This is a genomic window from Actinorhabdospora filicis (assembly GCF_030269765.1).
Lineage (GTDB): Bacteria > Actinomycetota > Actinomycetes > Mycobacteriales > Micromonosporaceae > Actinorhabdospora > Actinorhabdospora filicis.
This window is the reverse complement of record NZ_BSTX01000005.1, coordinates 133,601-155,855: the sequence shown is the minus strand read 5'-3', so window position 1 is coordinate 155,855 and position 22,255 is coordinate 133,601. Positions and strand designations below refer to the sequence as shown.

Below are 22,255 nucleotides of genomic sequence, written 5' to 3'. Positions count from 1 at the left end.
CCACCCCGAACACCTCTCGACCCCGGTTAAGCTGACCCGAAGGTCAGCGAGGAGATACCAGTGCCTAAGTCGCGCGTACGTAAGAAGAAGGTCTACACGACCCCGGCGGACATGCGTCCCACCTCGGCCGAGGCGGCGAAGCAGCCGAGCCCGACCTGGGTGCCGGTGCTCGCCGTCGTCCTGATCGTCGTGGGCATCGCCTGGCTGGTGACCTTCTACCTGTCCCGCCAGGAGTTCCCGGTGGCGTCGTGGGGTTACTGGAACATCGCGGTCGGCTTCGGCGCGCTCGTCGCCAGCTTGCTCGTTCTGTCCCGCTGGCGCTGAGTCAGGGGTTATCCACAGGCTGTGGACAAGCCTGTTGATAATCACACCGATGTAATAACTGATCTTGAACGGCCCGGTCTCCCCACCTGGGGAAACCGGGCCGTCACACGTGTTTTACGAAAGGGTCTCAGAGGGCTTCGAGGATGGTCGCGTTGGCCATCCCGCCGCCCTCGCACATGGTCTGCAGGCCGTAGCGGATGCCGTTGGCGCGCATGTGGTGGATGAGCGTGGTCGCCAGGCGCGCGCCGGAGGCGCCGAGCGGGTGGCCCAGGGCGATGGCGCCGCCGAGCGGGTTCATCCGCGCCGGGTCCGCGCCGGTCTCCTTCAGCCAGCCCAGCGGGACGGGCGCGAAGGCCTCGTTGACCTCGTAGGCGCCGATGTCGGCCAGCGACAGGCCCGAGCGGGCCAGCACCTTCTGCGTGGCCGCGATCGGGCCGTCCAGCATGACCACGGGGTCCGAGCCGACCACGACGGCGGTGTGGACGCGCGCCAGCGGCGTCAGGCCCAGCTCGCGCGCCTTCTCCGAGGTGGTGACCAGCAGCGCCGCCGAGCCGTCGGAGATCTGCGAGGCGTTGCCCGCGCTGATCACGCCGTCCGCCTTGAACGGGGTCTTCAGGCCCGCCAGCTTCTCGACGGTGGAGTCGCGGCGCACGCCCTCGTCGGTCTTGATCCCGGCGATCGGGGTGATCTCGGCGGTGAAGGCGCCCGCGTCGATCGCGGCGGCGGCCTTCAGGTGGCTCTCCAGTGCGAAGGTGTCCAGGGTGGTGCGATCCAGGCCCCAGCGCGCGGCGAGCATCTCGGCGCCCACGCCCTGGTTGAACGGGATCGGCAGCTCGGTCGCCACGCCCTCGACACCGGCGTAGCGCTCGCGCACCTTGTCGCCATAGGGCGCGCCCACGCCCTGGCTCACCGAGGAGCCCATCGGCACCCGGCTCATGCCCTCGACACCGGCGGCGACGACCACGTCGGCCTGCCCGGAGATCACCGCGGCGGCGGCGAAGTGCAGGGCCTGCTGGCTGGAGCCGCACTGGCGGTCGATGGACGTCCCGGGGACGCTCTCGGGCCAGCCGGCGGCCAGCACCGCGTTGCGGGCGATGTTCCAGGACTGCTCACCGACCTGGCTCACACAACCCATGATCACGTCGTCGACGTGGACCGGATCGAGCCCGGCCCGCTCGGCGAGCGCCGACAGCACCTCGGCCGCGAGGTCGGCGGGGTGGACGCCGGACAGGCCGCCGTTGCGACGTCCGACCGGGCTACGTACCGCTCCAACGATTACCGCATCACGCATGAGTCGAGCCTACTCGCCGGTAACCCCCGGTCAAAGAGTAGATCTCGGCTCTCCCCCAGGGGGGACCTAACCCCACTGACACCGGCCGGTTACCGGCGAAACATGAAGGCATGACATCACGGCGCTTCTCCACCGGCGGGCGGATGGAGATGACCGCCTCCGCGGTCTTCCTGCTCCCCCTCGTCTTCATCGGCCTCGCGGTCACCATCATCACCGTCACCGGCGTGTCCCTCATCTCCATCGGGGTCGGCGTCCCGATGGTCTTCGCGATGGTCCTGTTCACCCGGCACTTCGCCGATCTGCACCGCTACTGGCTCGCCTCCCGGTTCGGCGTCGCCATCGACCGCCCCTACCGCGACCTGCCCGACGAGCCCGGCTTCATCGGGTTCTGGAAGCGCTTCCAGGGCCTGGTGACCGACCCGCAGACCTGGCGCGACCAGGCGTGGCTGTGGGTGAACATGGTCCTCGGGCTGGCGTTCCTGGTGACCGTGATCGCGCTGTTCGCGGCCGGGCTCGGGTCCATCAGCATGGGCCTGTGGTGGCACCTGATGCCCGAGGGCGCCGAGTACACCAGCCTCTTCTACACCGTCTCCGACACGCCCACCGCGTTCCTCTACGGCATCCCCGCCGGGCTGGCGTACCTGACCGCCTGGTGGCTGGCGACGCCTCCGCTGATGCGCGCCTACACCCACCTCGCGGTGGTGTTCCTGGGCGAGCGCCAGCCCACCCTGGCCGAGCGCATCGACCGGCTGACCAGGGCCGCCGGGTAGCTTTCAGCGCATGCTGTTCGAGCCGCTGAAGCTGCGGGACCTCGTGATCCCCAACCGCGTGTGGATGGCGCCCATGTGCCAGTACTCGTGCGGCCCCGACGGGCTGCCGACGGACTGGCACATGACGCATTACACGTCCCGCGCGGTCGGTGGCGCCGGGCTGATCCTGACGGAGGCGACCGCGGTCGCCTCCGAGGGCCGCATCAGCCCCTGGGACCTCGGGCTCTGGAACGACGGGCAGCGCGACGCCCTGCGCGGGCTCGTGGAGCGCGTGCAGGCGTCCGGGACCGCGATCGGCGTCCAGTTGTCCCACGCGGGGCGCAAGGCGTCCACGGGCCGCCCCTGGGAGGGCGGCGGGCGCCTGGACCTCGGCTGGCGCGTGGTGGGTCCCTCCCCGGTGGCCTTCGCCGAGGGCTGGCCGGTGCCGCACGAGCTCACCGCGCCCGAGATCGCCGAGATCGTGGCCGGCTTCGCCGCCGCGGCCCGCCGTGCCCGCGAGGCCGGGTTCGACGTGGTGGAGGTGCACGGCGCGCACGGCTACCTGATCAGCGCCTTCCTGTCGCCGCTGGCCAACCACCGCACCGACGCCTACGGCCGCGACCGCGCCCTCCTCGCCGTGGAGGTCGCCTCGGCGGTCCGCGCGGAGTGGCCGGCGGGCAAGCCGGTGTTCTTCCGCGTGTCGGCCACCGACTGGGTCCCCGGCGGCTTCGAGGCGTCCGACGCCGTGGCCCTCACCCGCCGCCTCGCCGACGTGGGCGTGGACCTGATGGACGTGTCCACCGGCGGCAACGCGCCCGGCGCCCGCATCCCCGTCGGTCCCGGCTACCAGGTGGAGTTCGCCGCCCGCGTCCGCGCCGGGACCGGCCTGCCCGTGGCGGCCGTCGGCATGATCACCACCCCGCCGCAGGCCTCGCGGATCCTCGCCTCCGGCGCGGCCGACGCCGTCCTGCTCGGCCGCGAACTCCTCCGCGATCCCTACTGGCCCCGCCGCGCCCGGGGTGGCGAAGGCGTCCCGCCCCAGTACGCGCGCGCCTATTGATGTCACACTTGGTGATCGTGGAGGAAAGCATGTCTCGCACCTGGCGCGTGCCCCGGCCCGTGATCGCCGCGAAGCTGGCCGGCACCGCGGCGTTCGCGCTGGTCGCACTGTGGTTCTCGCACGACCCGAGCCGCCTCGTGGTCGCCGCCCTCGCCGCCCTGCTCCTGGGCGCCTACGCCGTCCGCGACCTCGCCTCCCCCGTGACCCTGGCCACCACCGCCGACGGCGTCATCGTCCGCCGCGGCTTCTTCGGCCAGCGCAAGCTCCTCTGGAGCCAGATCGAGCGCATCCGCATCGACTCCCGCCGCAGGCTCGCCGGCCGCTCCAACCTCCTGGAGATCGACACCGGCACCACGATCTACTTGTTCAGCCGCTACGAGATCGGCGCGGACCCCTCGGACGTGGCCGACGAGCTGCGCTCGGCGCGGACGGGGCATTAGTGCCGCTCGCGACCCGCACCACGCAGCCGTAGGACGTCTGCCGCATCACTCCGGACGAGTTCTGCGCGTCCACAGCCGGCCCATCGGCCGGGCCGCCCGTCCCCGCCGGACGGCCCTCAGTACCGCTCGACCCGTGCTCACCGCGCGAGCCCATGCGCACCGGGTCAGTTGGTGTGCCTGGCGTCCTGGTATTTCACGCGGTGCCCGCCGCGAACTCCATCCGCGCCAGCGACTCGGGGTCCATGACCGCCTCGATCTCGGTGACGAGTCCGTCGACCACGGTGAAGCGGAGCACGAGCAGCATCCGGCCGTACGGGGCGACGACGGCGTGGAACTCGCCGTCCACGAGCAGCGAGCGGGCGGCCTGGGCGGTGCCGTTGAAGCGTTCGGCGACGGCCCGGCGGCCGATGGTGTCGGGGCCGCCGCGCAGGCTCGCGAGGGCGTCGCCGCGGCACACGACGTCGGGGTCGAGGATCTCCAGGAGCCGCTCGAACTGCCCTTCGCGGGCGGCGGTGAGGAACGCGTCGACGACTTCGCGTTTGCGGGCGGCCTCGGGCGCGGGCTGGAGGGGCGCGCCCTGCACGCGGCGGCGGGCGCGGGAGGCGAGCTGGCGGGTGGCGGCGGGGTTGCGGTCGACGATGGGGGCGATGTCGTCGAAGGGCACGGCGAACATGTCGTGCAGGACGAACGCGAGGCGCTCGGCGGGCGCGAGGGCGTCCAGGACGACCATCATGGCCAGCCCGACGGACTCGGCGAGCTCGGCCTCGGCGGCCGGGTCGTGGTCCTCGCCGCGGCGTTCGCGGGCGGTGTCGTCGAGGGCGTCCTCGCGGCGGGACGTGCGCGACCGCAGCATGTCGAGGCACACGCGTCCGGCGACGGTGGTGAGCCAGCCGGGGATGTTGGCCACGTCGGTGGTGTCGGTGCGGTCGTAGCGCAGCCAGGTCTCCTGCACGGCGTCCTCGGCTTCGGCGAGCGAGCCGAGCATGCGGTAGCACACGGCGAGCAGGTGCTGGCGGGTCTGTTCGAAGAGGGCGGGGTCCTTCATCGCGTCACATTCCTCCGGCCGGGTCCGTCATGGTTCTGACGGATGGGGTCCGGTCGATGTGACCGGAGCGCGCCATGATGTTTCACCATGATCGCGCGGCGGCGCGCAGGTGGCCCCGGACGGGGTCGGCGCGGCCGGGGCGGGCGGCGATGAAGACGGTGTTCAGGGGCGGTATCGCGGGTTCGAGGAGGGCGTGGAGGCGCCCGTCGGCGAGTTCGGCGAGGCAGAGGTACCGGGGGAGGACGGTGATCCCGGCGCCGGCGACGGTGGCGGCGAGGACTCCGCGCAGGTCGGGGACGACGACGGCGGGCGGGCGGTTGAGGCGGGTGTCGAAGACGCTGCGCCAGTAGCGGCGCAGGATCGGCTGGTTCTCGGCGTAGGCGATGAGCGGCGCGGTGTCGATGTCGGCGGCGGTGTGCCCGGGCGCTCCGACGAGGACGAACTCCTCGTCGAAGAGGGGTTCGGCCGGGATCCGCCGGGGGCGCACGGTGGCGATGGCCAGGTCGAGGGCCCCGCCGGTGAGCCGCGCGATGAGGTCGTCGGGCAGCCCGAAGACCGCGCGGACGCGCAGTCCGTCGCGCACGAGGGGCGCCAGCGCCGGGAGCACCCGCTCGCACATGAGCTCGGCGGGGCCGCCGATGTGGACGACGGGCGCGCCGGGTTCGGCGACGGCCTCCAGTGCGTCGATGGGCCCGGCGATCCGTGCCGCGAGGTCATCGGCGGCGGGCGTGGGGATCATCCCGCGCGGCCCGCGCGTGAACAGCGGCCGCCCGATCCGGGTTTCGAGCGCCTTGATCTGCGCGGTGACCGCGGGCTGGGAGAGCCCGAGCGGCCCGGCGGCGTGGGTCGCCGAACCCGAGCGGTGCACGGCGAGGAAGGTGCGCAGGAGATCGAGTGGGAGAGACATCGGTTTCTTGATACCAGGTCTGCCCTGTTCTATTGGTCGCCAATACCTTCGCGGGTCGATGATCGTCGGCATGACACGCGCTCTGATCGTTCTCACCAGCCACGCCGACCTGGGCGGCACCGGCCGCCGGACCGGCTTCTACGTCTCGGAGGCCGCCGAGCCCTGGGCCGCGCTGACCGGCGCGGGCGTCGAGGTCGATCTCGCCAGCGTCGCCGGAGGCGAACCCCCGCGCGACGGCGAGGACCCGGACGACCCGGTCCAGCGCCGCTTCCTCGAAGCCGAGGCCGCCCGCCTGGCCGCCACCCCGGCGCTGTCGGAGGTCGACGCGTCCGGCTACGACGCCGTCTTCTTCGCCGGAGGCCACGGCACCATGTGGGACTTCCCCGAAGCCCCCGCCATCTCCCGCGTCGCCCGCGAGATCTGGGAGCGCGGCGGCCACGTCGCCGCCGTCTGCCACGGCCCCGCCGCCCTCGTCGGCGTGACCCTCTCGGACGGCACCCGCCTGGTGGCCGGCAAGCGCCTCGCCGCCTTCACCAACGACGAGGAGTCCGCCGTCGCCCTGACCGGCGTCGTCCCGTTCCTCCTCGCCGACGCCCTCACGGCCCGCGGAGCCACCCACGTCCCGGCCCCGCCCTTCACCCCGCACACGGTGATCGACGGCCGCCTGATCACCGGCCAGAACCCCGCCTCCGCGGCCGGCGTCGCCGAAGCCCTCGTGGCGGCCCTGACCGGCCCGGCGGCCTGAGCGAGGTTCCCGGCGGCGCACACGAAACCGCCCCGGCCGCTGCGGGCGGCCGGGGCGTTCTGGTGGGTACCGCGGCTCAGCGCTGGTAGACCGGGGTGATCACCGCGCGGGCGATCGTGTGCGCGGTCAGGTTGAACCCGGCCACGGCGGGCGGGTAGTCGCCGTCGGCGAGGCCGAGGTCGTCGGTGTCCAGCGCGTGCACCGCGAACAGGTAGCGGTGCGGGTGGTCACCGGCGGGCGGGGCCGCGCCGCCGTACTCGTCGCTCCCGTAGTCGCTACGGACGTGGTACGCGCCGGACGGCAGCTCGCCGCCCTCGCTGCCCGCGCCGCGCGGGAGCGAGGTCACGTCGGCGGGGATGCCGAGCAGAACCCAGTGCCACCAGCCGGACCCGGTGGGGGCGTCGGGGTCGAAGCAGGTGACCGCGAAGCCCTTGGTCTCCTTCGGGAAGCCCTTCCAGGACAACTGTGGCGACCGGTTCCCGCAGCCCTCGCCGAAGGCGAACTCCTCGGCGAGCATCTCGCCGTCCCGCACGTCCGCCGAGGTCACGGTGAACGCCCCGACCGGGGGCAGGAAGTCGTACGGCCACGGTGCGCGCGTGCGCTTAAGGTCCATCGCGCCTTTCCCTCCACATTGCTTCGATGACTTGGGCCACGGCACACCGTACCGCCCGCGCTTCCGAGCGTGTCCGCACCGGATGGACGCGATTGGTCAGCAGAACGGCGGTGGCCTCACGCTCCTCGTCGACCAAGATCGACGTTCCGGTGAAGCCGGTATGGCCGAATGCTTCGGTGAGCGGACCGCAGAAGCCGGGATCGCCGATCCGGCAGCCGAGGGCCTGCCCCCAGCCGTCCTCGACGGGGGCGAGCGTCTGCGGGGTGCGCATCAGCCGCGCCGACTCCGGCGAGAGCAGCTCACCGGCGCGCAGCGCCTCGGCGAAGCGCCGGACCTCACCGGCGGGCGCGAAGATCCCGGCGTTGCCCGCGACACCGCCCAGCGCGCGTGCCGCCTCGTCGTGGACGACGCCCAGGGGCGTGCCGATCTCGGTGGCGGCGGTGACCTCCGGCTCCCCGGGGAGGTAGCCGGTGCGGGACAGGCCCAGCGGCCCGGTGACGCGGTCGCGCAGCAGCGTCGGCAGGCCGGCGCCACCGGCCTCCTCGACCACGCGCCCGGCGATCTGGAAGCCCACGCACGAGTACCGGTGGACGGTGCCCGGCGCGTCCAGCAACCCCACCGACATCACCGAGCGCCAGCGCGCGGCGAGATCGGCGCCGCGCGGCTCGTAGGTGGCGGGCAGGCCGGACGTGTGGGTGAGCAACTGCCGCAGCGTCACCCACTCGCCGTCCCCGTACTCGGGCAGCCACGCCTCGACCGGCTCGTCCAGCGTAAGACGGCCCTCATCGACCAGCGACAGCGCCAGGACGGTCATGTACAGCTTGGTCAGCGACGCCAGATCGAACAGCGAATCGGCGGTCACCGCGGGCCGCTCGGGGGCGAGTCCGCCCAGCTCATCGGCGTAACGGACCAGCTCTCCTCTCACCACCTGGGAAACGATCTCGCCGCCCAGGGAGACGATGGCCACCGCGGCCGCCGCAACCTCCGGTACCGCACCCTCGATGACCTGCGGAAGTCCACTCGCGTCCTGGCTCACCCGAACAGCGTACGACCGGCGGTGGCCTGCGACGATGGCCGTACGATTTGCCCATGTCAGTTGCCGACACCAAACCCGTCTCCTTCGCCCGCGGCGCGCCCTCCCTCGACATCGTCGACGTCGAGGGCCTGAAGGCCGCCGCGCTCGCCGCCTTCGACAGCGACCCGGCCGGCGTCACCGGCTACGGCACCTCGGTGGGCTATGTCCCGCTGCGCGAGTGGATCGCCAAGAAGCACGGCGTGCACGTCGACCAGGTCATGGTCACCAACGGCTCGATGCAGGCCGACGCGTTCCTGTTCGACCAGCTCGTGAAGGCCGACACGCCCGTCATCGTGGAGCGGCCCACCTACGACCGGACCCTCCTGGGCCTGCGGGAGCGGCGCGGTCAGCTGCACCCGATCACCCTCGACGAGGACGGCCTGGACGTCGCCGAGCTGCGCGCCCTGCTGGAGTCGGGCGTCCGGCCCGCGATCGCGCACATCATCCCGAACTTCCAGAACCCGGCCGGGGTCACCCTGTCGATGCCGAAGCGCCAGGAGCTGCTCGCGCTGGCCGAGCAGTACGGCTTCATCATCTTCGAGGACGACCCGTACCACGATGTCCGCTTCCGCGGCGAGTCGATGCCGCGCCTGCTGGACATGGACGGCGGCAAGGGCAATGTCGTCTACGCGTCCTCCTTCTCCAAGACGGTGTGCCCCGGCGTCCGCGTCGGCTACCTCGTGGGCCCGTCCGGCCTGATCTCGCAGATCTGCAAGGCCGCGACGAACACCTACATCGCGCCGAACATGGTCGCCCAGGCGATCGTGCACCAGTTCGCCGTCTCCGGCGCCCTGGAGAACTCGGTGAAGACCGTCCGGCACGCCCTGAACGAGCGCGCCGACGCCCTCGCCGCCGCGCTGCGCAAGCATCTGCCGGAGGCGAAGTTCACCGTCCCCGACGGCGGCTACTTCCTGTGGGTCGAGCTGGGTGAGGACATCGACGTCGACGCCCTCCTGCACGCCGCCGCGGCACGCCACGTCGCCGTGGTCAAGGGCACCGACTTCCTCCTCGAAGGCGGGCAGGGTTCGCTGCGCCTGGCCTACTCGGCCGTCCGGGCAGAGGACATCGACGAAGGGGTCCGCCGCCTCGCCGAAGCGGTGCACTCTCTGCGTTGACCGTCCACTGCGGACGGCCGAAAGACGGGCCGGCCTTAACGGTTAGTACCCGTTCACTGAGCAGGCCGTGCACACTCGGTGTCGTATATGCGCCATGGCGGTTGTCCGCCAGGGATTACCCATTCCGAAGCCGAGGTGCCGCGGTTAACAATCGCTTCCGATGGCACACGACGACCCGGCGCAACCGAGGTTGTCGAAACCGTCCACAGACCAACCCCCCGCCCCCCCATGTGGCGCCGGGTGGACTGGTACGTCGACTCCCCCCGCGACGTGCCGACTTTCCACCCGGCGCCACTTTTATGCCCGCGTGCGGCCCGCGACCCGCGGTCCGGACGCCGGGGGCGGCGTGAGGTTCACCGGCGAGCGCGCGCCGTCGGCCCGCTCACGCCCGGGGCCCGTCCGTCACGGAGCCCTGGCCGCGCCTCTGTCCGCCCGCTCCCCCGGCACCCCCGTGGAGCTCCAGCGGTAGCGCGACTCCCAGAAGTTCTTGGGCACCACGCCGAGCAGGAGCAGCCGGGCTCTCAGGGAGCCGGGCGAGCGTCCGAGGTCGCCGGCGATGTGGTCGATCTCCTCCCCGGCGCGGAAGCGGTCGGTGAGCTCGCGTTCGTCCTCGACGGTCCAGGGCGCGCCCTTGTTGGGGTACTGGAGCCAGTCGGCGCGCATTCCGGCGTTCTCCCGTCTCTCCCGTATGTCGGCGGCGAGCCGGTTGAGCGCCCTGGTGACGCGGGTGAGCTCGGCGGCGGGGATCCGGCCGGTCACCCGGGCCACGACCATGCCGTCCTTGTCGCAGCCGTTCACGTCGAGTTCGTAGACGTCTCCGGTGGCGGTGGCGGTGAGGTCGTAGGTGTTCGGGCCGATCGCGACGGTCTCCTGGTAGGCGAGGGCCTCCTCGGGCGCCCGGTCGGCGGTGAAGGAGATCTGCGGCGGCTTCTCCAGCAGGGGTGTGAACGAGGTGGACGACATGTCGGCTCCTTCCGGTGGGCCGCCGATCGCGGCCGGTGGTCCAGAAGACACCGGTTCGCCCGAAAACACAAACGACATGTCGGTACACCTGTGGATAACTCACCGGTTGTGGATAACTTTTTGGAGCTTCACGCCTAAGTCGTCCAAAAGTTATCCACAACCGACCAGTAATCCACAGGCCCCCAAAGCACCTGTTTGCACCCATCCCGGTCTCATGGTTGGCTCACGTCACCAACTCGCATTCGCCCCAAGGAGGCCGAAATGACCGGGTCGACCTGTGCTCCCGTCCGCCGATCGCGCGGCACCGTCTGCCGCCAGATCCACGTCGGTCAGCGCGTCCTGGACTTCGCCGCCCGGCGCACCGCGCCCGGCCGCTACACGATCGAACTCAACGGCATGACGCCCGGCGAGCCACCCGGCACGCGCGTGACCGGCGAGGTCGCGGCGGCCGACCTGGCGTCGGTGGGCTCGTTCCTGACCCGGATGCTGCGCGAGGTCCTGTCGGCCCTGGCCGAGGAGACGCGCGAGGCGGCGACCGAGCAGGTGCTCTATCCCGTCGAGGGAGCGTCGTGGACGCTCGAAGAGGAGGCCGAACTGTTCGCGCGGGTCCGGGGCGGCCAGACGATCGGCGAGCTGGCCAGGGCGTTCGGGCGGCGTCCGGACGCGATCCGCTCCCGCCTGGGCTCGGCGGGGCTGGCCGCCGAGGGCCTGATGCCCCTGGAGGGGGTGGGCGCGATGTACGTCAGCCCGTGAAGACCTCGTCGCCGACGACGCGCAGCAGCGCGAGCCGGTCGAGGTCGGGGCTGCCGGGCGGCGCGGTGAACATGATGATCCGCTGGTCCTCTTCGGGCGCGAACAGCACTTCGCAGTCGAGTTCGAGGAGACCGACGGACTCGTGCCGCACCCGCATCCGGCTGTGGCGGCGCACACCGACCTCGTGGAGTTCCCACAGGCGGGTGAACTCGGGGCTGGCCTCGTGGAGACGGGAGACGAGCCGCGCGGAGGCGGCGTCGTTGCCCCGGCGCGCGACGGCGGCCCGCAGGTCGGCGACGTGCACGCGGCCGAGGTGCTCGTGCTCCTCCTCGGGGTAGGCGTGCCGCTGGTCGAGGTCGGTGAACCAGCGCCACACCACGTTGCGGCCGTACTCGGAGACGGTGCACACCCCGCCGAGCAGGCTGCGGGCCATGGCGTTCTGGGCGAGGACGTCGCCGAGGTCACTCAGGATCTGCGCGGGGGTCTCGGCGAGCCGGTCGAGCAGGTAGAGCAGGCCGGGGCGCACGTGCTCCCCGGCGAGCCGCCCGGCGGGCGGCCGGTGTCCGGAGAGGAGGTACAGGTGGTCACGTTCGTCATCGCCGAGTCGTAGGGCCCGGGCCAGGGCGGCCAGCATCTGCGTGGAGGGCTGCGGGCTGCGAGCCTGCTCCAGCCGCACGTAGTAGTCGGCGGACATGCCGGCGAGCTGGGCGACCTCTTCGCGGCGCAGCCCGGGCGTCCGGCGGCGGGGCCCGGCCGTGAGTCCGACCTCGGCGGGCACCAGGCGCTCGCGCGAGCGGCGGAGGAAGTCGGCGAGTTCGCGGCGGTCCATGCTCATGGCGACGATCATGCCCGCGTCACCGCCGGTCAACCAGGGATCGGCGATCCCTGGTTGGCCGATCCGGGGCGAAGCGCTCCGATTGTGGCCGTCCCGGCGGGGCGGCAGTGTCGTCCACGGCGACCGGAGATGCCGGTCGGCGTGAGCGATGTGGAGCGGGTCATGGCGTACGTGCCGGTTGGGGCGGCGAAGGTCCACTACGAGGTCGTCGGAGCGAGCGGCGCGGTCGAGGGCGCCGGGAAGGAGGGTGCGGCGAGTCCGGCGCTGGTGATGGTGCACGGCACCGGCTCGGCGGGGGCCGCGGTGAACTGGGGCCAGACCGCCCCGTTGTTCGCGGGTGACCGTCCGGTGGTCCTGCCGGACCTGTCGGGCACCGACAAGACCGCCGACGACGGTGGCGTGCTGTCCGTGGAGGTCCTGGCGCTGCAGGTGATCGCGGTGATCGAGGCGGCCGCGCGGGGTCCGGTGGACCTGCTCGGTTTCTCGTTGGGCGCGACGGTCGTGGTGAAGGTCGCGGCCCTGCGGCCCGACCTGGTCCGCCGCCTGATCGTGGTCGCCGGGTGGGCCCACACCGAGGGCGACGAGTACCTGCGGAACGGTTTCGGCCTGTGGCGGTCACTGGGGCGGACTCCCGGCCAGGAGGACGCGTTCGGGCGGCTGATCACGATCACCGGGTTCAGCGGCGGCTTCCTGAACTCCATCGGCCGGGACGGCGTGGAGGCCCTGGTGCCGAACCTCCCGCCGACCGAGGGGACGCTGCGGCACGTGGAGGCGGACCTGTCGGTCGACATCCGCGAGGACCTGCCGCTGGTCGCCGCGCCGACCCTGGTGATCGGCGCGACGCAGGACTTCACGGTCCCGGTCCAGCACAGCCGCGCGCTGCACGAGGCCATCGCGGGCAGCGAGTACGCCGAGCTGGACGCCGGGCACGTGATGTTCTTCGAGCGCCCGGAGGAGTTCGCCGACGTCGTGGGCGAGTTCATCCGGCGGTGATGCCTCACGCGGTCGTGCCACGTGACCGCATGTGGATGGTTTTTTGGAGGTGGTGGCGGCGGGCGGGCATAGGGGAAAGGAAGAGAAGACTCACCGTCACGTCGAAGTGCACCGACCCGACCCGGCCGACCCCTCCGGGAGCCGGTGGGAGCCGACCCCTCCGGGTGCCGGTGGCGGGTGACGTCGGCGTCGGCATCGGCGTCGGACGACGGCGGCCCAGGTCAGGTGCGGCCGCGATTCGCCCACCGGCCCCGGACGTCCACCACGACCATCCGCCCATGCTTCTGAGCGGACCTCAGACCTCCGGCGCCTGGCCGATCGGCTGGACGTGCAGCGGGAAGTTCATGGGCTTCCCGTCGGGTCCGGGCGCGGCCGAGATGAACGCGGCGATCTCCCGGACGCGGTCGGTGCTCTCCACGTCGACGAGCCAGTAGCCGGCGAGGAACTCCTTCGTCTCGGGGAACGGCCCGTCGGTGACGATGGGTTCGCCGGTCGGGGAGGCGCGCACGACGAACGTTTCGCCGGGGCCGCCGAGGCCTTGCATGTCGACGATCTCGCCGTCGCGGAAGAGGACCTTCGGCAGCGCCGTCATGAAGTCGACGTGGGCCCGGACGGCCGTGGCGGGCCACTCCGACATCGACTCGATCTCCTCGCGGGTGGCCTGCATCAGCAGCATGTACTTCACGGGGTTCCTCCTGCTCGGTTCGCGCTTCGGGTGAGACGTCGGCGCGGGGGCGGCGGTTTCGACACGGTCCCCGGATGATTCTCGACGCGATGGCCACGATGTCGCCGGTGGAATCCGGATGTGGCATGCAGGATCCGGGTCACCGCAGGGTGCCCGGGCGACGGACTGATGGGTCGCGGCCGACCGGGGTGGAGCGCGAGCGCCGGGTGGACGTACCGAGGCCACGAGGGTGGGCCACCTGCGGTGACGAGTACGTCGACGGACCCTCATTTCCGGACGACCTCGGGCCCGGTTGGGGTGCTCCCTGCGCGCAGAGGCGAGCGCGGAACGGGATCTCTTCCAGCTCGTCAGCATGGACCGGGCGAGACATGAGCGCCGGTCATCCCCGCGAGATCCCCGTGCAAAAGAGCCCGCGCCCCGGCGTGGCCGGGGCGCGGGGGTGTCGTCACGCGTGGTCAGTGCGTGCTGTTGTAGCCGCTGGGTGTGGCTGAGCGGACCTTGTCGGCCGCGCGGTCGGCGAGGTCGGCTGCCTTGTCGCGGGTCTTGTTCGCGAGTTCGGCGGCCTTGTCCTGCGCTTTGGCGGCGTGGTCCTTGACCTTGTCCTTGGCGTCGGCGGCGACGTCCTTGACCTTGTCGACGGCGTCGGATCCGGCTTCCTGGAGGTCATCGACGGCGTCGGTGGCCGTGTAGTCCTCCCACTGGCCCTGGCGGCGTTTCACCAGGGCGATGACCGTGACGCCCGCGACGGCGCCGAGGCCGACGGCTCCGGCGATCCAAGGCCAGAGGCGGCGCTTGGGACGCTGCCGCAGGCCGACGGCGACCATCGCGCTGTCGACGCGGGGGGCGATCTTCTCGGCGGCTCCCTGCGCGGCGTGCGTCGCCGCGGTACGGAAATGTCCGAAGCTCTGGCCGAGTTCGTCGCGGACGATCTGTGTACGGTTCTTCACTGAATTTCTACCAAAAGGCACCGCTGTCCACCTCCTAGACCCATCCTTACCCAGCTGCCCTGCTCATCATGCACCTTTTGCCCGGCCGCGTTGCCCGATTCGCCCGGTGGGGCACGCGCGTGGACGCGGGAAGGCCCCCGGCGGAGTGAGCCGATGGCGGCCGGGCGGAGTGGTGAACACCGAGGTCACGGACGTGTGACGGCACGCGTGTGGATGCGGTCGGCCGAGGCCCGGGCGGTGTGGACGGCCTGCGAGGCGGGCGGCCGGGGCTCGAAAGATGAGGCGGTGGACGGAGGTCCAGCACGCGAAACGGCCGGGCGGACCAGGCGACGCCCGGGCCGGGTCAGCCCGGTGGCACGAAGCGGATGGAAGAGACGGCGGCGAGGACGGGCCGCCGCGTGACCGGCACGACGCACGGTCTTGGCGGCGAGTCTTGCCGGGCGGGTGTGGAGTCCGGGGCCGTGAACGGGAAGCCGGACAGTCGGCGATACGCGGGACGAGAGACAAAAGCTGCCGCGTCGGGTAAATGGGGCCGGTGGGACCCGGCCAGACGCCTCGCGGCACACAGCGGTGAGGACCGAGCGCCCTGGGGGACGCGGCAGCGCGGGTCGCGCGCTCGCCCCGGACGTACGCGCCGCCTGCTTCGCCTGGACGGCGGCGGCCGAGCCGACGGGACCCGAAAGGTCGCCCGCGGCACCGGACGACGAGCAGCGGAGAGGGCGGCGTGCCTCCGCGGGATGATGGCGGCCGATCCTGCGGGACGAAAGTCGCCCGCGGCAGCGAAGGACGCGCCGTGGCCAGGACGGCGCGCCACCGCGAGATGGCGGCGGCCGTCCGGCGGAACCTGTGGGCGGACGTCCGGCGACGCACGGCAGTGAGGACGAGGCACGGCACCGGCCGGAGCCCGCGCGCCCATCGCCATCCGTGCGCCGCCCAGCGAGCGTGTCGGCCCGCATCGCGCCGGCCGCGCCCTGGCGAGCTTCTCAGCGAGTGCCCTATCGAGCCCATCTGCAAAATCCCCGCTCGGTGGCCCGCCGAAATGCCGCCCGAGCAGCCCGTCGAATGCCACGCCGGGCCCGGGGATCCGGGTGTCCCACCTCTCGTCGCCGGACCTCTTTTCGGTCCCCATGGCAAAATGGCCGCATGACCACCACCGCGACACTGCACACGAACGTCGGCGACATCAACCTGAGCCTCTTCGACAACCACGCGCCGAAGACGGTGAAGAACTTCGTGGAGCTCGCCGAGGGCACCCGTGAGTACATCGACCCGCGGACGGGCGAGAAGGGCGAGGGCCCGTACTACGACGGCGTCATCTTCCACCGGGTCATCGACGGTTTCATGATCCAGGGCGGCGACCCGACGGGCACCGGGCGGGGCGGCCCGGGTTACACGTTCAACGACGAGATCCACCCGGAGCTCCAGTTCACCAAGAAGTACCAGCTGGCCATGGCCAACGCGGGCATCCAGATGGGCCAGGGCACCAACGGGTCCCAGTTCTTCATCACGGTGACGGCCCCGAACTGGCTGAACGGCAAGCACACCATCTTCGGCGAGGTCGCCGACGAGGAGTCGAAGGCCGTCGTCGACAAGATCGCGACCACGCAGACGGGCCCCGGCGATCGTCCAGGCACCGACATCGTGATCGAGCGCGTTACCATCAAGCGTTAATGGACGCAGGGCAGATCGGGGCGGCGACCTGTTATCGCCACCCGCAACGTGAGACGTATGTCCGCTGCACGCGCTGCGGGCGCCCGATCTGCCCTAATTGCATGCATGAGGCCGCCGTCGGGTTCCAGTGCCCGGAGTGCGTGGCCGAAGGCAGGCGGACGGTCCGGCAGACGAAGGGCCACTTCGGTGGCGGTGTCGTCGGACGCCGTGAGTACGTCACCTACGCGCTCGTCGCGATCAACGTGGCCGTGTTCCTGCTGGACGCGGTGCTCACCAAGGGCCGCTCGCTGGGCGGGTTCGGCATCGGCGGCGGGTCGGGTTACTCGCCGGCGCAGTTGTGGGGCGGAGTCATCGCCCCGAGCTTCACCCAGGACGGGCAGCTCTACACCGGCGTCATGGACGGCGGCTGGTACCGGCTGCTGACCTCGGGTTTCGTGCACTACGGCGTGCTGCACCTCCTCATGAACATGTTCGCGCTCTGGTTCGTCGGGCGTGGCATGGAACGGACGATCGGGCACGTGCGCTTCGCCGCGCTGTACCTCGTGTCCGGCCTGGGCGGCGCGGTCGCGGTGTACCTGTTCAGCGACCCGCGCAGCGTCACCGTCGGCGCGTCCGGCGCGATCTTCGGCCTGTTCGGCGCCCTGGTCTTCGTCAACCGCAGGCTCGGCCGCGAGTTGCAGGGCGTCATCGCCATCATCGCCATCAACGTGATCTTCAGTTTCAGCGTGTCCGGGATCAGCATCGCCGGGCACCTGGGCGGGCTGGTGACCGGCGCGCTGCTGGCCCTCGGCATCGCCTACGCCCCGCGCAAGTACCGGATCCCGGTGCAGGTGGGCACGTTCGTGCTGGTCCTGGCGGTACTCGCCGTCCTGGTCGTGATGCGCACGAACTATCTGGAGATACATCCGGAGCTGTTCGGTTAGACCAATCGCTGCCCTCCATCGGCGAAGAGTGTGGTGCCGGTGATGTGCGGGTTGCGCATCAGCGTCAGGTAGGCCGGGGCCAGATCCGACGCCGAGGCCACCCGCCCGACGGGCAGCCGCGCGCCCATCGCGTCCAGACGCTCGCCCCGGGCGTCCCCCGCCAGGCTGTCCCAGATGTCGGTGTCGACCCAGCCGGGCGACAGGCAGTTGACCCGGACGGGCGCCAGCTCGATCGCCAGTGCGCGCACCAGCGCCTCGATCGCCCCGTTCGCGGCGGCGATGACGGACCCGCCGGGTGCGGGCCGCCGCGCGTTGAAACCACCGGTGATGGTCATGGATTCCAGCCCGGGCGGCGCGTACCGCGCCAACAGCAACGGTCCCAGCACCTTCGGCCCGAACGCGCGCTCGACGTCGTCCGGAGTCACCGCGGCCACTGGCGCGTAGGCCCCGTCCACGCGTACGGCGGTGGTGACGATGTGCGAAACCGTCCCGATCCTGTCGAACATAGAACGAACGGAATCCGCCGAGGTTACGTCGAAGGATTCCAGGCGCGCCCCGGGCAGTTCGCGGGGGTCGCGGCTCGCCGCGATGACGGGCGAGCCCTCGGCGAGCAGCGCCGATGCGAGAGCCCGGCCGATGCCGGTGGTCCCGCCGATGATCAAGGTGGTCATGCCCACGATCCTGCGGCCGATCGCCGCCGTTAACCAGGCCGCGCCGCACCTAGGCTGGGACGGGTGAGCAACGCACTCGGGACGTTCCTGCGCGCGCGACGCGCCGCCCTGTCCCCCGCCGACGTCGGCCTGCCCAGGGGCACCCGCCGCCGGACGCCCGGGCTGCGCCGCGAGGAACTCGCCGCCCTCGCCGGAGTGAGCGTCGACTACTACACGCGCCTGGAGCAGGGCCGCGAGACCGGGCCCTCCCCACAGGTCCTGCGCGCCCTGGCCACCGCGCTCCAGATGGACGCCGAGTCGGCCGCGCACCTCGACGCCCTCGCCCGCCCGCCGCTGGCCGCGCCAGAGGCCCGCGAGGGCGTGCCCGACACCGTCGTGCGCCTGGTCGAGACCGTCCGCCCCAACCCCGCTTACGTCCTGAACCGGGTCGCCGACGTCCTCGCGGTCAACCCCGAGGGCCTGCGCCTCATGCGCGGTCTGGACGACTGGCCGCGCGAACGCTGGAACTCCGTGCGCTGGATCTTCACCCACCCCGCCGCCCGCGAGGTCCTGGCCGACTGGGCGCACTCGGCCGCCGACAATGTCGCCCACCTGCGCACCCAGGAGCCGCAGGCGCCGGACGTCGCCGCCCTGGTCGCCGAACTGTCCGAGGTCACCGAGTTCGCCGAGCTCTGGCGGCGCTACGAGGTCCGCGCCTGGAACAGCCGCGTGAAGACCTTCCACCACCCCGAGGACGGTGAGCTGCGCCTGGTCTCCCAGTCGCTCACCCTCCCCGGAGGGGGCGACCGGCTGGTCATCTACCAGCCGGCCGAGGACTGAAGGGCGAAAACCGGGCCGCGTAACCCCGCGGCCCGGAGATCGTTAATCCCGGCAACCCGACCTAGAACCCCAGATCACGCGCGATGATCATGCGCTGCACTTCCGACGTTCCCTCACCGATCTCCAGGATCTTCGAGTCACGCCACATGCGGGCCACCGGCGTCTCGTTCATGAATCCGTAGCCGCCGTGGATCTGCGTGGCCGCACGCGCGTTGTCCACCGCCGATTCCGACGCGTACAGCTTCGCGATCGCCGCCTGCCGCTTGAACGGCTCACCGGCCAGCATCCGCCTGGCCGCGTCGTAATAGCCCAGGCGCGACATGTGCGCACGCGTCTCCATGTCGGCGATCATGAACTGGATCGCCTGGTTCTCACCGATCGGACGCCCGAAGGCCTCGCGCTGCCGGGAGTACTTGACCGACTCGTCCACGCAACCCTGCGCCAACCCGACCGACAGGGCCGCGATGGCAATGCGGCCCTCGTCCAGGATCCGCAGGAACTGCGCGTAGCCCCGGCCGCGCTCACCGACGAGGTTGGCCAGCGGGACGCGCACGTCGTCGAAGAACAGCTCGCGGGTGTCGGAGGCCAGCCAGCCGACCTTCGAGTACTCCTCGGCGACGGTGAAGCCGGGCGTGCCGCGCGGGACGATGATCGAGGAGATCTCCGGTCCGCCCTTGGGGGTGGTGCCGGTGACGGCGGTGACGGTCACGAAGTCGGTGATGTCGGTGCCGGCGTTGGTGATGAAGCACTTGGACCCGTTGATCACCCACTCGTCACCGTCGACGACGGCCTTGGTCTTGGTGGCACCGGCATCGGAGCCGCCGCCGGGCTCGGTGAGCCCGAAGGCAGCCAGGGCCTCGCCCCGGCAGAGGCGCGGCAGCCACGTGGCCTTCTGCTCCTCGGTTCCGAAGCGGTAGATCGGCATCGCGCCCAGGGAGACGGCGGCCTCCAGGGTGATGGCGACGGAGGAGTCGACGCGCGCCAGCTCCTCCAGCACCAGGCACAGCGCGAAGTAGTCGCCGCCCATGCCGCCGTACTCCTCGGAGAACGGCAGCCCGAACAGGCCCATGTCGCCCATCTGCTTGATGAGCTCGTAGGGGAACTGGCGATTCTCGTAGTACTCGCCGATGACCGGGGCGACCTTGTCCTGGGCGAAGGCCCGCACGGTCTCCCGAAGCTGGGAGTACTCCTCGGACAGTCCGAAGTGCATGATGGTCGCCCTCTCTAGACGGGGGTGATGCCGTGGCGGCGGCGGGAGAAAGTGCGGTCCTTGGTCGCCGCGGCGGCGTACCGGGCGATCAGCTCGGGACGCAGGCGCTCGGCGTCGATGATCGTGTCGACGACCAGCTCGGCGGCCAGGTGGGTGATGTCGATGTCCTTCTCGTACTCGGCGCGCTTGGCGGTGATGAAGCCCTCGCGCTCCTCCTCGGGAAGGCCGGCGATCTTCTTGGCGTAGACGGCGTTCACGGCGGCCTCGGCGCCCATGACGGCGATCTTCGCGGTGGGCAGCGCGATGGTGGCGTCCGGGCCGAAACCGGGTCCGGCCATCGCGTACAGGCCAGCGCCGTAGGCCTTGCGGACGACGACGCACATCTTCGGGACGGTGGCCTCGGAGATCGCGCTGATCATCTTGGCGCCGTGGCGGATGATGCCCTGCTTCTCCACGGCGGTGCCGACCATGAAGCCTGGCACGTCGGCGAGGAACAGCAGGGGCACGTTGAACGCGTCGCAGGTCTGCACGAAGCGCGCGGCCTTGTCGGCGGAGTCCACGAACAGGACGCCGCCCTTGAACATGGAGTTGTTGGCCACGATGCCGATCGGCTTGCCGTCCAGGCGCGCGAAGCCGACGGTGAGCTCCTTGGCCCATCGGGCCTGGATCTCGAAGAAGCTGCCCTCGTCCACGACGCCCTTGATGAACTTGCGGATGTCGAAGGCCTGCCGCTCGTTGGCCGGGACCAGCGCGGACAGGTCGGCGTCCTCGGGCGCGCGCGCCTCGCTCACCGGGGGCTGCCCGGCGTGGTTGGACGGCAGATAGGACAGGTAAGTGCGCACGACCTCGATCGCGTCGGCCTCGGTCTTGCACAGGAAGTGCCCCACCCCCGACTCGGTGGTGTGCATCTTCGCGCCGCCCATGGCTTCGAGGGTGGTCTTCTCGCCGGTGACCATCTCGACCATGCGGTCGGAGCCCAGGTACATGGACGCGTTCCCGTCGACCATCGCGACGATGTCGCAGAAGGCGGGAATGTAGGCGCCGCCGGCCGCACTGGGCCCGAACAGGGCGCAGACCTGCGGGATGGAACCCGAGGCGCGGACCTGGTTGTAGAAGATGCGCCCGGCGCCGCGGCGGCCGGGGAACAGCTCGACCTGGTCGGTGATGCGCGCGCCCGCCGAGTCCACGAGGTAGATCATGGGGACCTGCGTGTCGTAGGCCTTCTCGGTGATCCGCAGCAGCTTCTCCACCGTCCGCGCGCCCCACGAGCCCGCCTTGACGGTGGAGTCGTTGGCCGCGACGCAGATCGGCCGCCCGTCCACGGTCGCCGTGCCGGTCACCACGCCGTCGGCGGGCAGCGAGGGCTCACCGTCGGGGCCGGTGGCCAGCGCGTTGGCGAAGAGCCCGTCCTCGACGAAGGACCCCTCGTCGACCAGCAGCGCGATGCGCTCCCGGGCGAACAGCTTGCCCTTGGCCCGGTTCGCGGCGTGGTATTTCTCCGCGCCGCCGGATTTGACGGCCTTGGTCAGCTCGTCGAGGTCTCGTTCCTGGTTCATTCCGCCGCCTCATCGCGCTCAGACGTCCCTTAACGAGCGTTAGGTTATCCGAGATTGAGGTCGTTCGCACAGGGGCCCAGGCCCCGTACACACGAAACGGGAGCGGCGCGTCCGCCGCTCCCGTCCGGTCCGTGCTCGGGGATTACTTGTGGGTGGCGCCGCTGGTGGCGGTCGCGTCACCCTGGCAACCGGCGTTGGCCACGCCGAAGATGGCGATGGCGTTGCCGCACACCGTCACCGGCACCTGGACGTCGGTGCTGGCCTGGTTGCCGTTGAGAACGCCGTAGTTGTGGCCGGTGGTCATGTTGTGGCCGTGACCGTGGCCCTTGCCCGCGTGGCTGTCCTTGGTCGTCGCGGTGGAGTTCCCGTGGCATCCGGCGTTCGAGGCGCCGAGGACGGCCAGGGAGTTCCCGCAGACGCTGATCGGAACCTGGATGCCGGTGAGCAGCTGGTTGCCGTTCCCGAGGCCGTAGTTCCCACCCGTCGTGGCGTTTCCGCCGGCCTGCGCGGTCCCACCCGCGAGGAGGACCAGTCCGGCGGCCAGCATGCCGACCTTGACACCGGTACGCGCGAGGCTTGAGTTCATGGAAGATTCCCCTTTTCGTCTTCGTCGTCTGCCCGATGACCGGGACTCCGCACCACCACTGCGCGTGAGGAATGCCTCACGCGGTGATGCCACCGTATGGGGAAACGAGCGCCGGGGTGGACGGAAACGCTCATCCGCGAAGATCTTCACCTTTTCGGGTATGGACGGGCATCAATCTCGCGCCTGAGGCATCGACGTCGGCCGATCAACGAGTCGAGGGGACGTGAAAAAGTCCCAGGAAGTTCCGGGCCGGACATCGAAAGCCCTGGATACGCCGGG

The 22,255-nt window shown here is 71.2% G+C and carries 24 protein-coding genes; 11 read left to right on the top strand and 13 right to left on the bottom strand.

Annotated features, from left to right (window positions below; genetic code table 11):
• Nucleotides 1–60 precede the first annotated feature (60 nt).
• Nucleotides 61–324: a cell division protein CrgA gene (locus QSK10_RS29855; RefSeq protein ID WP_285666702.1), complete on the top strand. Its 264-nt coding sequence runs from the start codon at nt 61–63 to the stop codon at nt 322–324.
• Between the two features lie 127 nt (nt 325–451).
• On the opposite strand, the gene QSK10_RS29850 is transcribed toward QSK10_RS29855, so the two are convergent.
• A complete protein-coding gene (locus QSK10_RS29850) occupies nt 452–1,615 on the bottom strand; it encodes an acetyl-CoA C-acyltransferase (RefSeq protein WP_285666700.1) in 1,164 nt (387 codons plus the stop codon).
• 110 nt (nt 1,616–1,725) lie between these two features.
• Here QSK10_RS29850 and QSK10_RS29845 point away from each other — a divergent pair, with 110 nt between their 5' ends.
• From QSK10_RS29845 to QSK10_RS29835, 3 genes are read left to right on the top strand one after another with little or no spacing between them, the layout of a single operon-like run.
• Nucleotides 1,726–2,385 (top strand): sensor domain-containing protein, encoded by a 660-nt coding sequence (locus QSK10_RS29845; RefSeq protein WP_285666698.1) that lies wholly within the window; start codon nt 1,726–1,728, stop codon nt 2,383–2,385.
• Nucleotides 2,386–2,395: 10 nt separating this feature from the next.
• The gene (locus QSK10_RS29840; RefSeq protein ID WP_285666697.1) at nt 2,396–3,424 is read left to right on the top strand and encodes an NADH:flavin oxidoreductase/NADH oxidase; all 1,029 of its coding nucleotides are present in this window, start codon (nt 2,396–2,398) and stop codon (nt 3,422–3,424) included.
• Nucleotides 3,425–3,453: 29 nt separating this feature from the next.
• A complete protein-coding gene (locus QSK10_RS29835) occupies nt 3,454–3,864 on the top strand; it encodes a PH domain-containing protein (protein ID WP_285666696.1) in 411 nt (136 codons plus the stop codon).
• Nucleotides 3,865–4,057: 193 nt separating this feature from the next.
• Here QSK10_RS29835 and QSK10_RS29830 read toward each other — a convergent pair whose 3' ends face one another.
• Together QSK10_RS29830 and QSK10_RS29825 are read right to left on the bottom strand one after the other, a co-directional pair.
• A complete protein-coding gene (locus QSK10_RS29830) occupies nt 4,058–4,909 on the bottom strand; it encodes a sigma-70 family RNA polymerase sigma factor (RefSeq protein WP_285666695.1) in 852 nt (283 codons plus the stop codon).
• An 82-nt stretch (nt 4,910–4,991) separates the two neighbouring features.
• Entirely contained in the window at nt 4,992–5,816 is an 825-nt protein-coding gene (locus QSK10_RS29825; RefSeq protein WP_285666694.1) for a LysR family transcriptional regulator, read from the bottom strand.
• Between the two features lie 70 nt (nt 5,817–5,886).
• Between QSK10_RS29825 and QSK10_RS29820 the strand changes: the two genes are divergently transcribed.
• The gene (locus QSK10_RS29820; RefSeq protein WP_285666693.1) at nt 5,887–6,561 is read left to right on the top strand and encodes a type 1 glutamine amidotransferase domain-containing protein; all 675 of its coding nucleotides are present in this window, start codon (nt 5,887–5,889) and stop codon (nt 6,559–6,561) included.
• A 76-nt stretch (nt 6,562–6,637) separates the two neighbouring features.
• Here the strand turns inward: QSK10_RS29820 and QSK10_RS29815 are convergent, their stop codons facing one another.
• Together QSK10_RS29815 and QSK10_RS29810 are read right to left on the bottom strand one after the other, a co-directional pair.
• Entirely contained in the window at nt 6,638–7,174 is a 537-nt protein-coding gene (locus tag QSK10_RS29815; RefSeq protein WP_285666692.1) for a YbhB/YbcL family Raf kinase inhibitor-like protein, read from the bottom strand.
• A complete protein-coding gene (locus tag QSK10_RS29810; protein WP_285666691.1) occupies nt 7,164–8,210 on the bottom strand; it encodes a serine hydrolase domain-containing protein in 1,047 nt (348 codons plus the stop codon). The genes QSK10_RS29815 and QSK10_RS29810 overlap by 11 nt, the downstream gene beginning before the upstream one ends.
• Before the next feature lie 53 nt (nt 8,211–8,263).
• On the opposite strand from QSK10_RS29810, the gene QSK10_RS29805 reads away from it, so the two are divergent.
• Nucleotides 8,264–9,364: an aminotransferase-like domain-containing protein gene (locus QSK10_RS29805; protein WP_285666690.1), complete on the top strand. Its 1,101-nt coding sequence runs from the start codon at nt 8,264–8,266 to the stop codon at nt 9,362–9,364.
• A gap of 402 nt (nt 9,365–9,766) precedes the next feature.
• Here the strand turns inward: QSK10_RS29805 and QSK10_RS29800 are convergent, their stop codons facing one another.
• Complete coding sequence (locus tag QSK10_RS29800) at nt 9,767–10,327, bottom strand: hypothetical protein (protein ID WP_285666689.1); 561 nt, start codon at nt 10,325–10,327, stop codon at nt 9,767–9,769.
• A gap of 261 nt (nt 10,328–10,588) precedes the next feature.
• Here QSK10_RS29800 and QSK10_RS29795 point away from each other — a divergent pair, with 261 nt between their 5' ends.
• Nucleotides 10,589–11,080, top strand: coding sequence for a hypothetical protein (locus tag QSK10_RS29795; RefSeq protein ID WP_285666688.1), 492 nt, complete (start codon nt 10,589–10,591; stop codon nt 11,078–11,080).
• Here the strand turns inward: QSK10_RS29795 and QSK10_RS29790 are convergent.
• Nucleotides 11,070–11,909 (bottom strand): helix-turn-helix transcriptional regulator, encoded by an 840-nt coding sequence (locus tag QSK10_RS29790; protein ID WP_285666900.1) that lies wholly within the window; start codon nt 11,907–11,909, stop codon nt 11,070–11,072. The genes QSK10_RS29795 and QSK10_RS29790 overlap by 11 nt on opposite strands.
• 168 nt (nt 11,910–12,077) lie before the next feature.
• Here QSK10_RS29790 and QSK10_RS29785 point away from each other — a divergent pair, with 168 nt between their 5' ends.
• Nucleotides 12,078–12,908, top strand: coding sequence for an alpha/beta fold hydrolase (locus tag QSK10_RS29785; RefSeq protein ID WP_285666687.1), 831 nt, complete (start codon nt 12,078–12,080; stop codon nt 12,906–12,908).
• Nucleotides 12,909–13,203: 295 nt separating this feature from the next.
• Here the strand turns inward: QSK10_RS29785 and QSK10_RS29780 are convergent, their stop codons facing one another.
• On the bottom strand, nt 13,204–13,584 hold the full coding sequence (locus tag QSK10_RS29780; RefSeq protein WP_285666899.1) for a YciI family protein: 381 nt from the start codon (nt 13,582–13,584) through the stop codon (nt 13,204–13,206).
• 464 nt (nt 13,585–14,048) lie between these two features.
• Nucleotides 14,049–14,540 (bottom strand): hypothetical protein, encoded by a 492-nt coding sequence (locus QSK10_RS29775; RefSeq protein WP_285666686.1) that lies wholly within the window; start codon nt 14,538–14,540, stop codon nt 14,049–14,051.
• 1,143 nt (nt 14,541–15,683) lie between these two features.
• Here QSK10_RS29775 and QSK10_RS29770 point away from each other — a divergent pair.
• Together QSK10_RS29770 and QSK10_RS29765 are read left to right on the top strand one after the other, a co-directional pair.
• Complete coding sequence (locus tag QSK10_RS29770) at nt 15,684–16,211, top strand: peptidylprolyl isomerase (protein ID WP_285666685.1); 528 nt, start codon at nt 15,684–15,686, stop codon at nt 16,209–16,211.
• Nucleotides 16,211–17,134 (top strand): rhomboid family intramembrane serine protease, encoded by a 924-nt coding sequence (locus QSK10_RS29765; RefSeq protein WP_285666680.1) that lies wholly within the window; start codon nt 16,211–16,213, stop codon nt 17,132–17,134. The genes QSK10_RS29770 and QSK10_RS29765 overlap by 1 nt, the downstream gene beginning before the upstream one ends.
• On the opposite strand, the gene QSK10_RS29760 is transcribed toward QSK10_RS29765, so the two are convergent.
• Nucleotides 17,131–17,805, bottom strand: a complete 675-nt coding sequence (locus QSK10_RS29760) for an SDR family oxidoreductase (protein ID WP_285666679.1) — start codon at nt 17,803–17,805, stop codon at nt 17,131–17,133. The two genes, QSK10_RS29765 and QSK10_RS29760, sit on opposite strands and share 4 nt — an antisense overlap.
• A 63-nt stretch (nt 17,806–17,868) precedes the next feature.
• Here QSK10_RS29760 and QSK10_RS29755 point away from each other — a divergent pair, with 63 nt between their 5' ends.
• Nucleotides 17,869–18,624 (top strand): helix-turn-helix domain-containing protein, encoded by a 756-nt coding sequence (locus QSK10_RS29755; protein WP_285666677.1) that lies wholly within the window; start codon nt 17,869–17,871, stop codon nt 18,622–18,624.
• A 61-nt stretch (nt 18,625–18,685) separates the two neighbouring features.
• Here QSK10_RS29755 and QSK10_RS29750 read toward each other — a convergent pair whose 3' ends face one another.
• The 3 genes from QSK10_RS29750 to QSK10_RS29740 form a co-directional block, all read right to left on the bottom strand.
• Nucleotides 18,686–19,834 (bottom strand): acyl-CoA dehydrogenase family protein, encoded by a 1,149-nt coding sequence (locus QSK10_RS29750; protein ID WP_285666676.1) that lies wholly within the window; start codon nt 19,832–19,834, stop codon nt 18,686–18,688.
• A gap of 14 nt (nt 19,835–19,848) precedes the next feature.
• The gene (locus tag QSK10_RS29745) at nt 19,849–21,390 is read right to left on the bottom strand and encodes an acyl-CoA carboxylase subunit beta (protein WP_285666675.1); all 1,542 of its coding nucleotides are present in this window, start codon (nt 21,388–21,390) and stop codon (nt 19,849–19,851) included.
• Nucleotides 21,391–21,532: 142 nt separating this feature from the next.
• The gene (locus tag QSK10_RS29740; RefSeq protein ID WP_285666674.1) at nt 21,533–21,976 is read right to left on the bottom strand and encodes a chaplin family protein; all 444 of its coding nucleotides are present in this window, start codon (nt 21,974–21,976) and stop codon (nt 21,533–21,535) included.
• Between the last annotated feature and the right edge of the window lie 279 nt (nt 21,977–22,255).

Coding starts and splice junctions, on each gene's coding strand:
- QSK10_RS29800 (WP_285666689.1), bottom strand. CDS start 10,327: ATGTCGTCCACCTCGTTCACACCCCTGCTGGAGAAGCCGCCGCAGATC.
- QSK10_RS29830 (WP_285666695.1), bottom strand. CDS start 4,909: ATGAAGGACCCCGCCCTCTTCGAACAGACCCGCCAGCACCTGCTCGCC.
- QSK10_RS29825 (WP_285666694.1), bottom strand. CDS start 5,816: ATGTCTCTCCCACTCGATCTCCTGCGCACCTTCCTCGCCGTGCACCGC.
- QSK10_RS29790 (WP_285666900.1), bottom strand. CDS start 11,909: ATGGACCGCCGCGAACTCGCCGACTTCCTCCGCCGCTCGCGCGAGCGC.
- QSK10_RS29835 (WP_285666696.1), top strand. CDS start 3,454: ATGTCTCGCACCTGGCGCGTGCCCCGGCCCGTGATCGCCGCGAAGCTG.
- QSK10_RS29745 (WP_285666675.1), bottom strand. CDS start 21,390: ATGAACCAGGAACGAGACCTCGACGAGCTGACCAAGGCCGTCAAATCC.
- QSK10_RS29740 (WP_285666674.1), bottom strand. CDS start 21,976: ATGAACTCAAGCCTCGCGCGTACCGGTGTCAAGGTCGGCATGCTGGCC.
- QSK10_RS29805 (WP_285666690.1), top strand. CDS start 8,264: ATGTCAGTTGCCGACACCAAACCCGTCTCCTTCGCCCGCGGCGCGCCC.
- QSK10_RS29780 (WP_285666899.1), bottom strand. CDS start 13,584: ATGCTGCTGATGCAGGCCACCCGCGAGGAGATCGAGTCGATGTCGGAG.
- QSK10_RS29765 (WP_285666680.1), top strand. CDS start 16,211: ATGGACGCAGGGCAGATCGGGGCGGCGACCTGTTATCGCCACCCGCAA.
- QSK10_RS29795 (WP_285666688.1), top strand. CDS start 10,589: ATGACCGGGTCGACCTGTGCTCCCGTCCGCCGATCGCGCGGCACCGTC.
- QSK10_RS29840 (WP_285666697.1), top strand. CDS start 2,396: ATGCTGTTCGAGCCGCTGAAGCTGCGGGACCTCGTGATCCCCAACCGC.
- QSK10_RS29760 (WP_285666679.1), bottom strand. CDS start 17,805: ATGACCACCTTGATCATCGGCGGGACCACCGGCATCGGCCGGGCTCTC.
- QSK10_RS29815 (WP_285666692.1), bottom strand. CDS start 7,174: ATGGACCTTAAGCGCACGCGCGCACCGTGGCCGTACGACTTCCTGCCC.
- QSK10_RS29820 (WP_285666693.1), top strand. CDS start 5,887: ATGACACGCGCTCTGATCGTTCTCACCAGCCACGCCGACCTGGGCGGC.
- QSK10_RS29850 (WP_285666700.1), bottom strand. CDS start 1,615: ATGCGTGATGCGGTAATCGTTGGAGCGGTACGTAGCCCGGTCGGACGT.
- QSK10_RS29845 (WP_285666698.1), top strand. CDS start 1,726: ATGACATCACGGCGCTTCTCCACCGGCGGGCGGATGGAGATGACCGCC.
- QSK10_RS29770 (WP_285666685.1), top strand. CDS start 15,684: ATGACCACCACCGCGACACTGCACACGAACGTCGGCGACATCAACCTG.
- QSK10_RS29785 (WP_285666687.1), top strand. CDS start 12,078: ATGGCGTACGTGCCGGTTGGGGCGGCGAAGGTCCACTACGAGGTCGTC.
- QSK10_RS29750 (WP_285666676.1), bottom strand. CDS start 19,834: ATGCACTTCGGACTGTCCGAGGAGTACTCCCAGCTTCGGGAGACCGTG.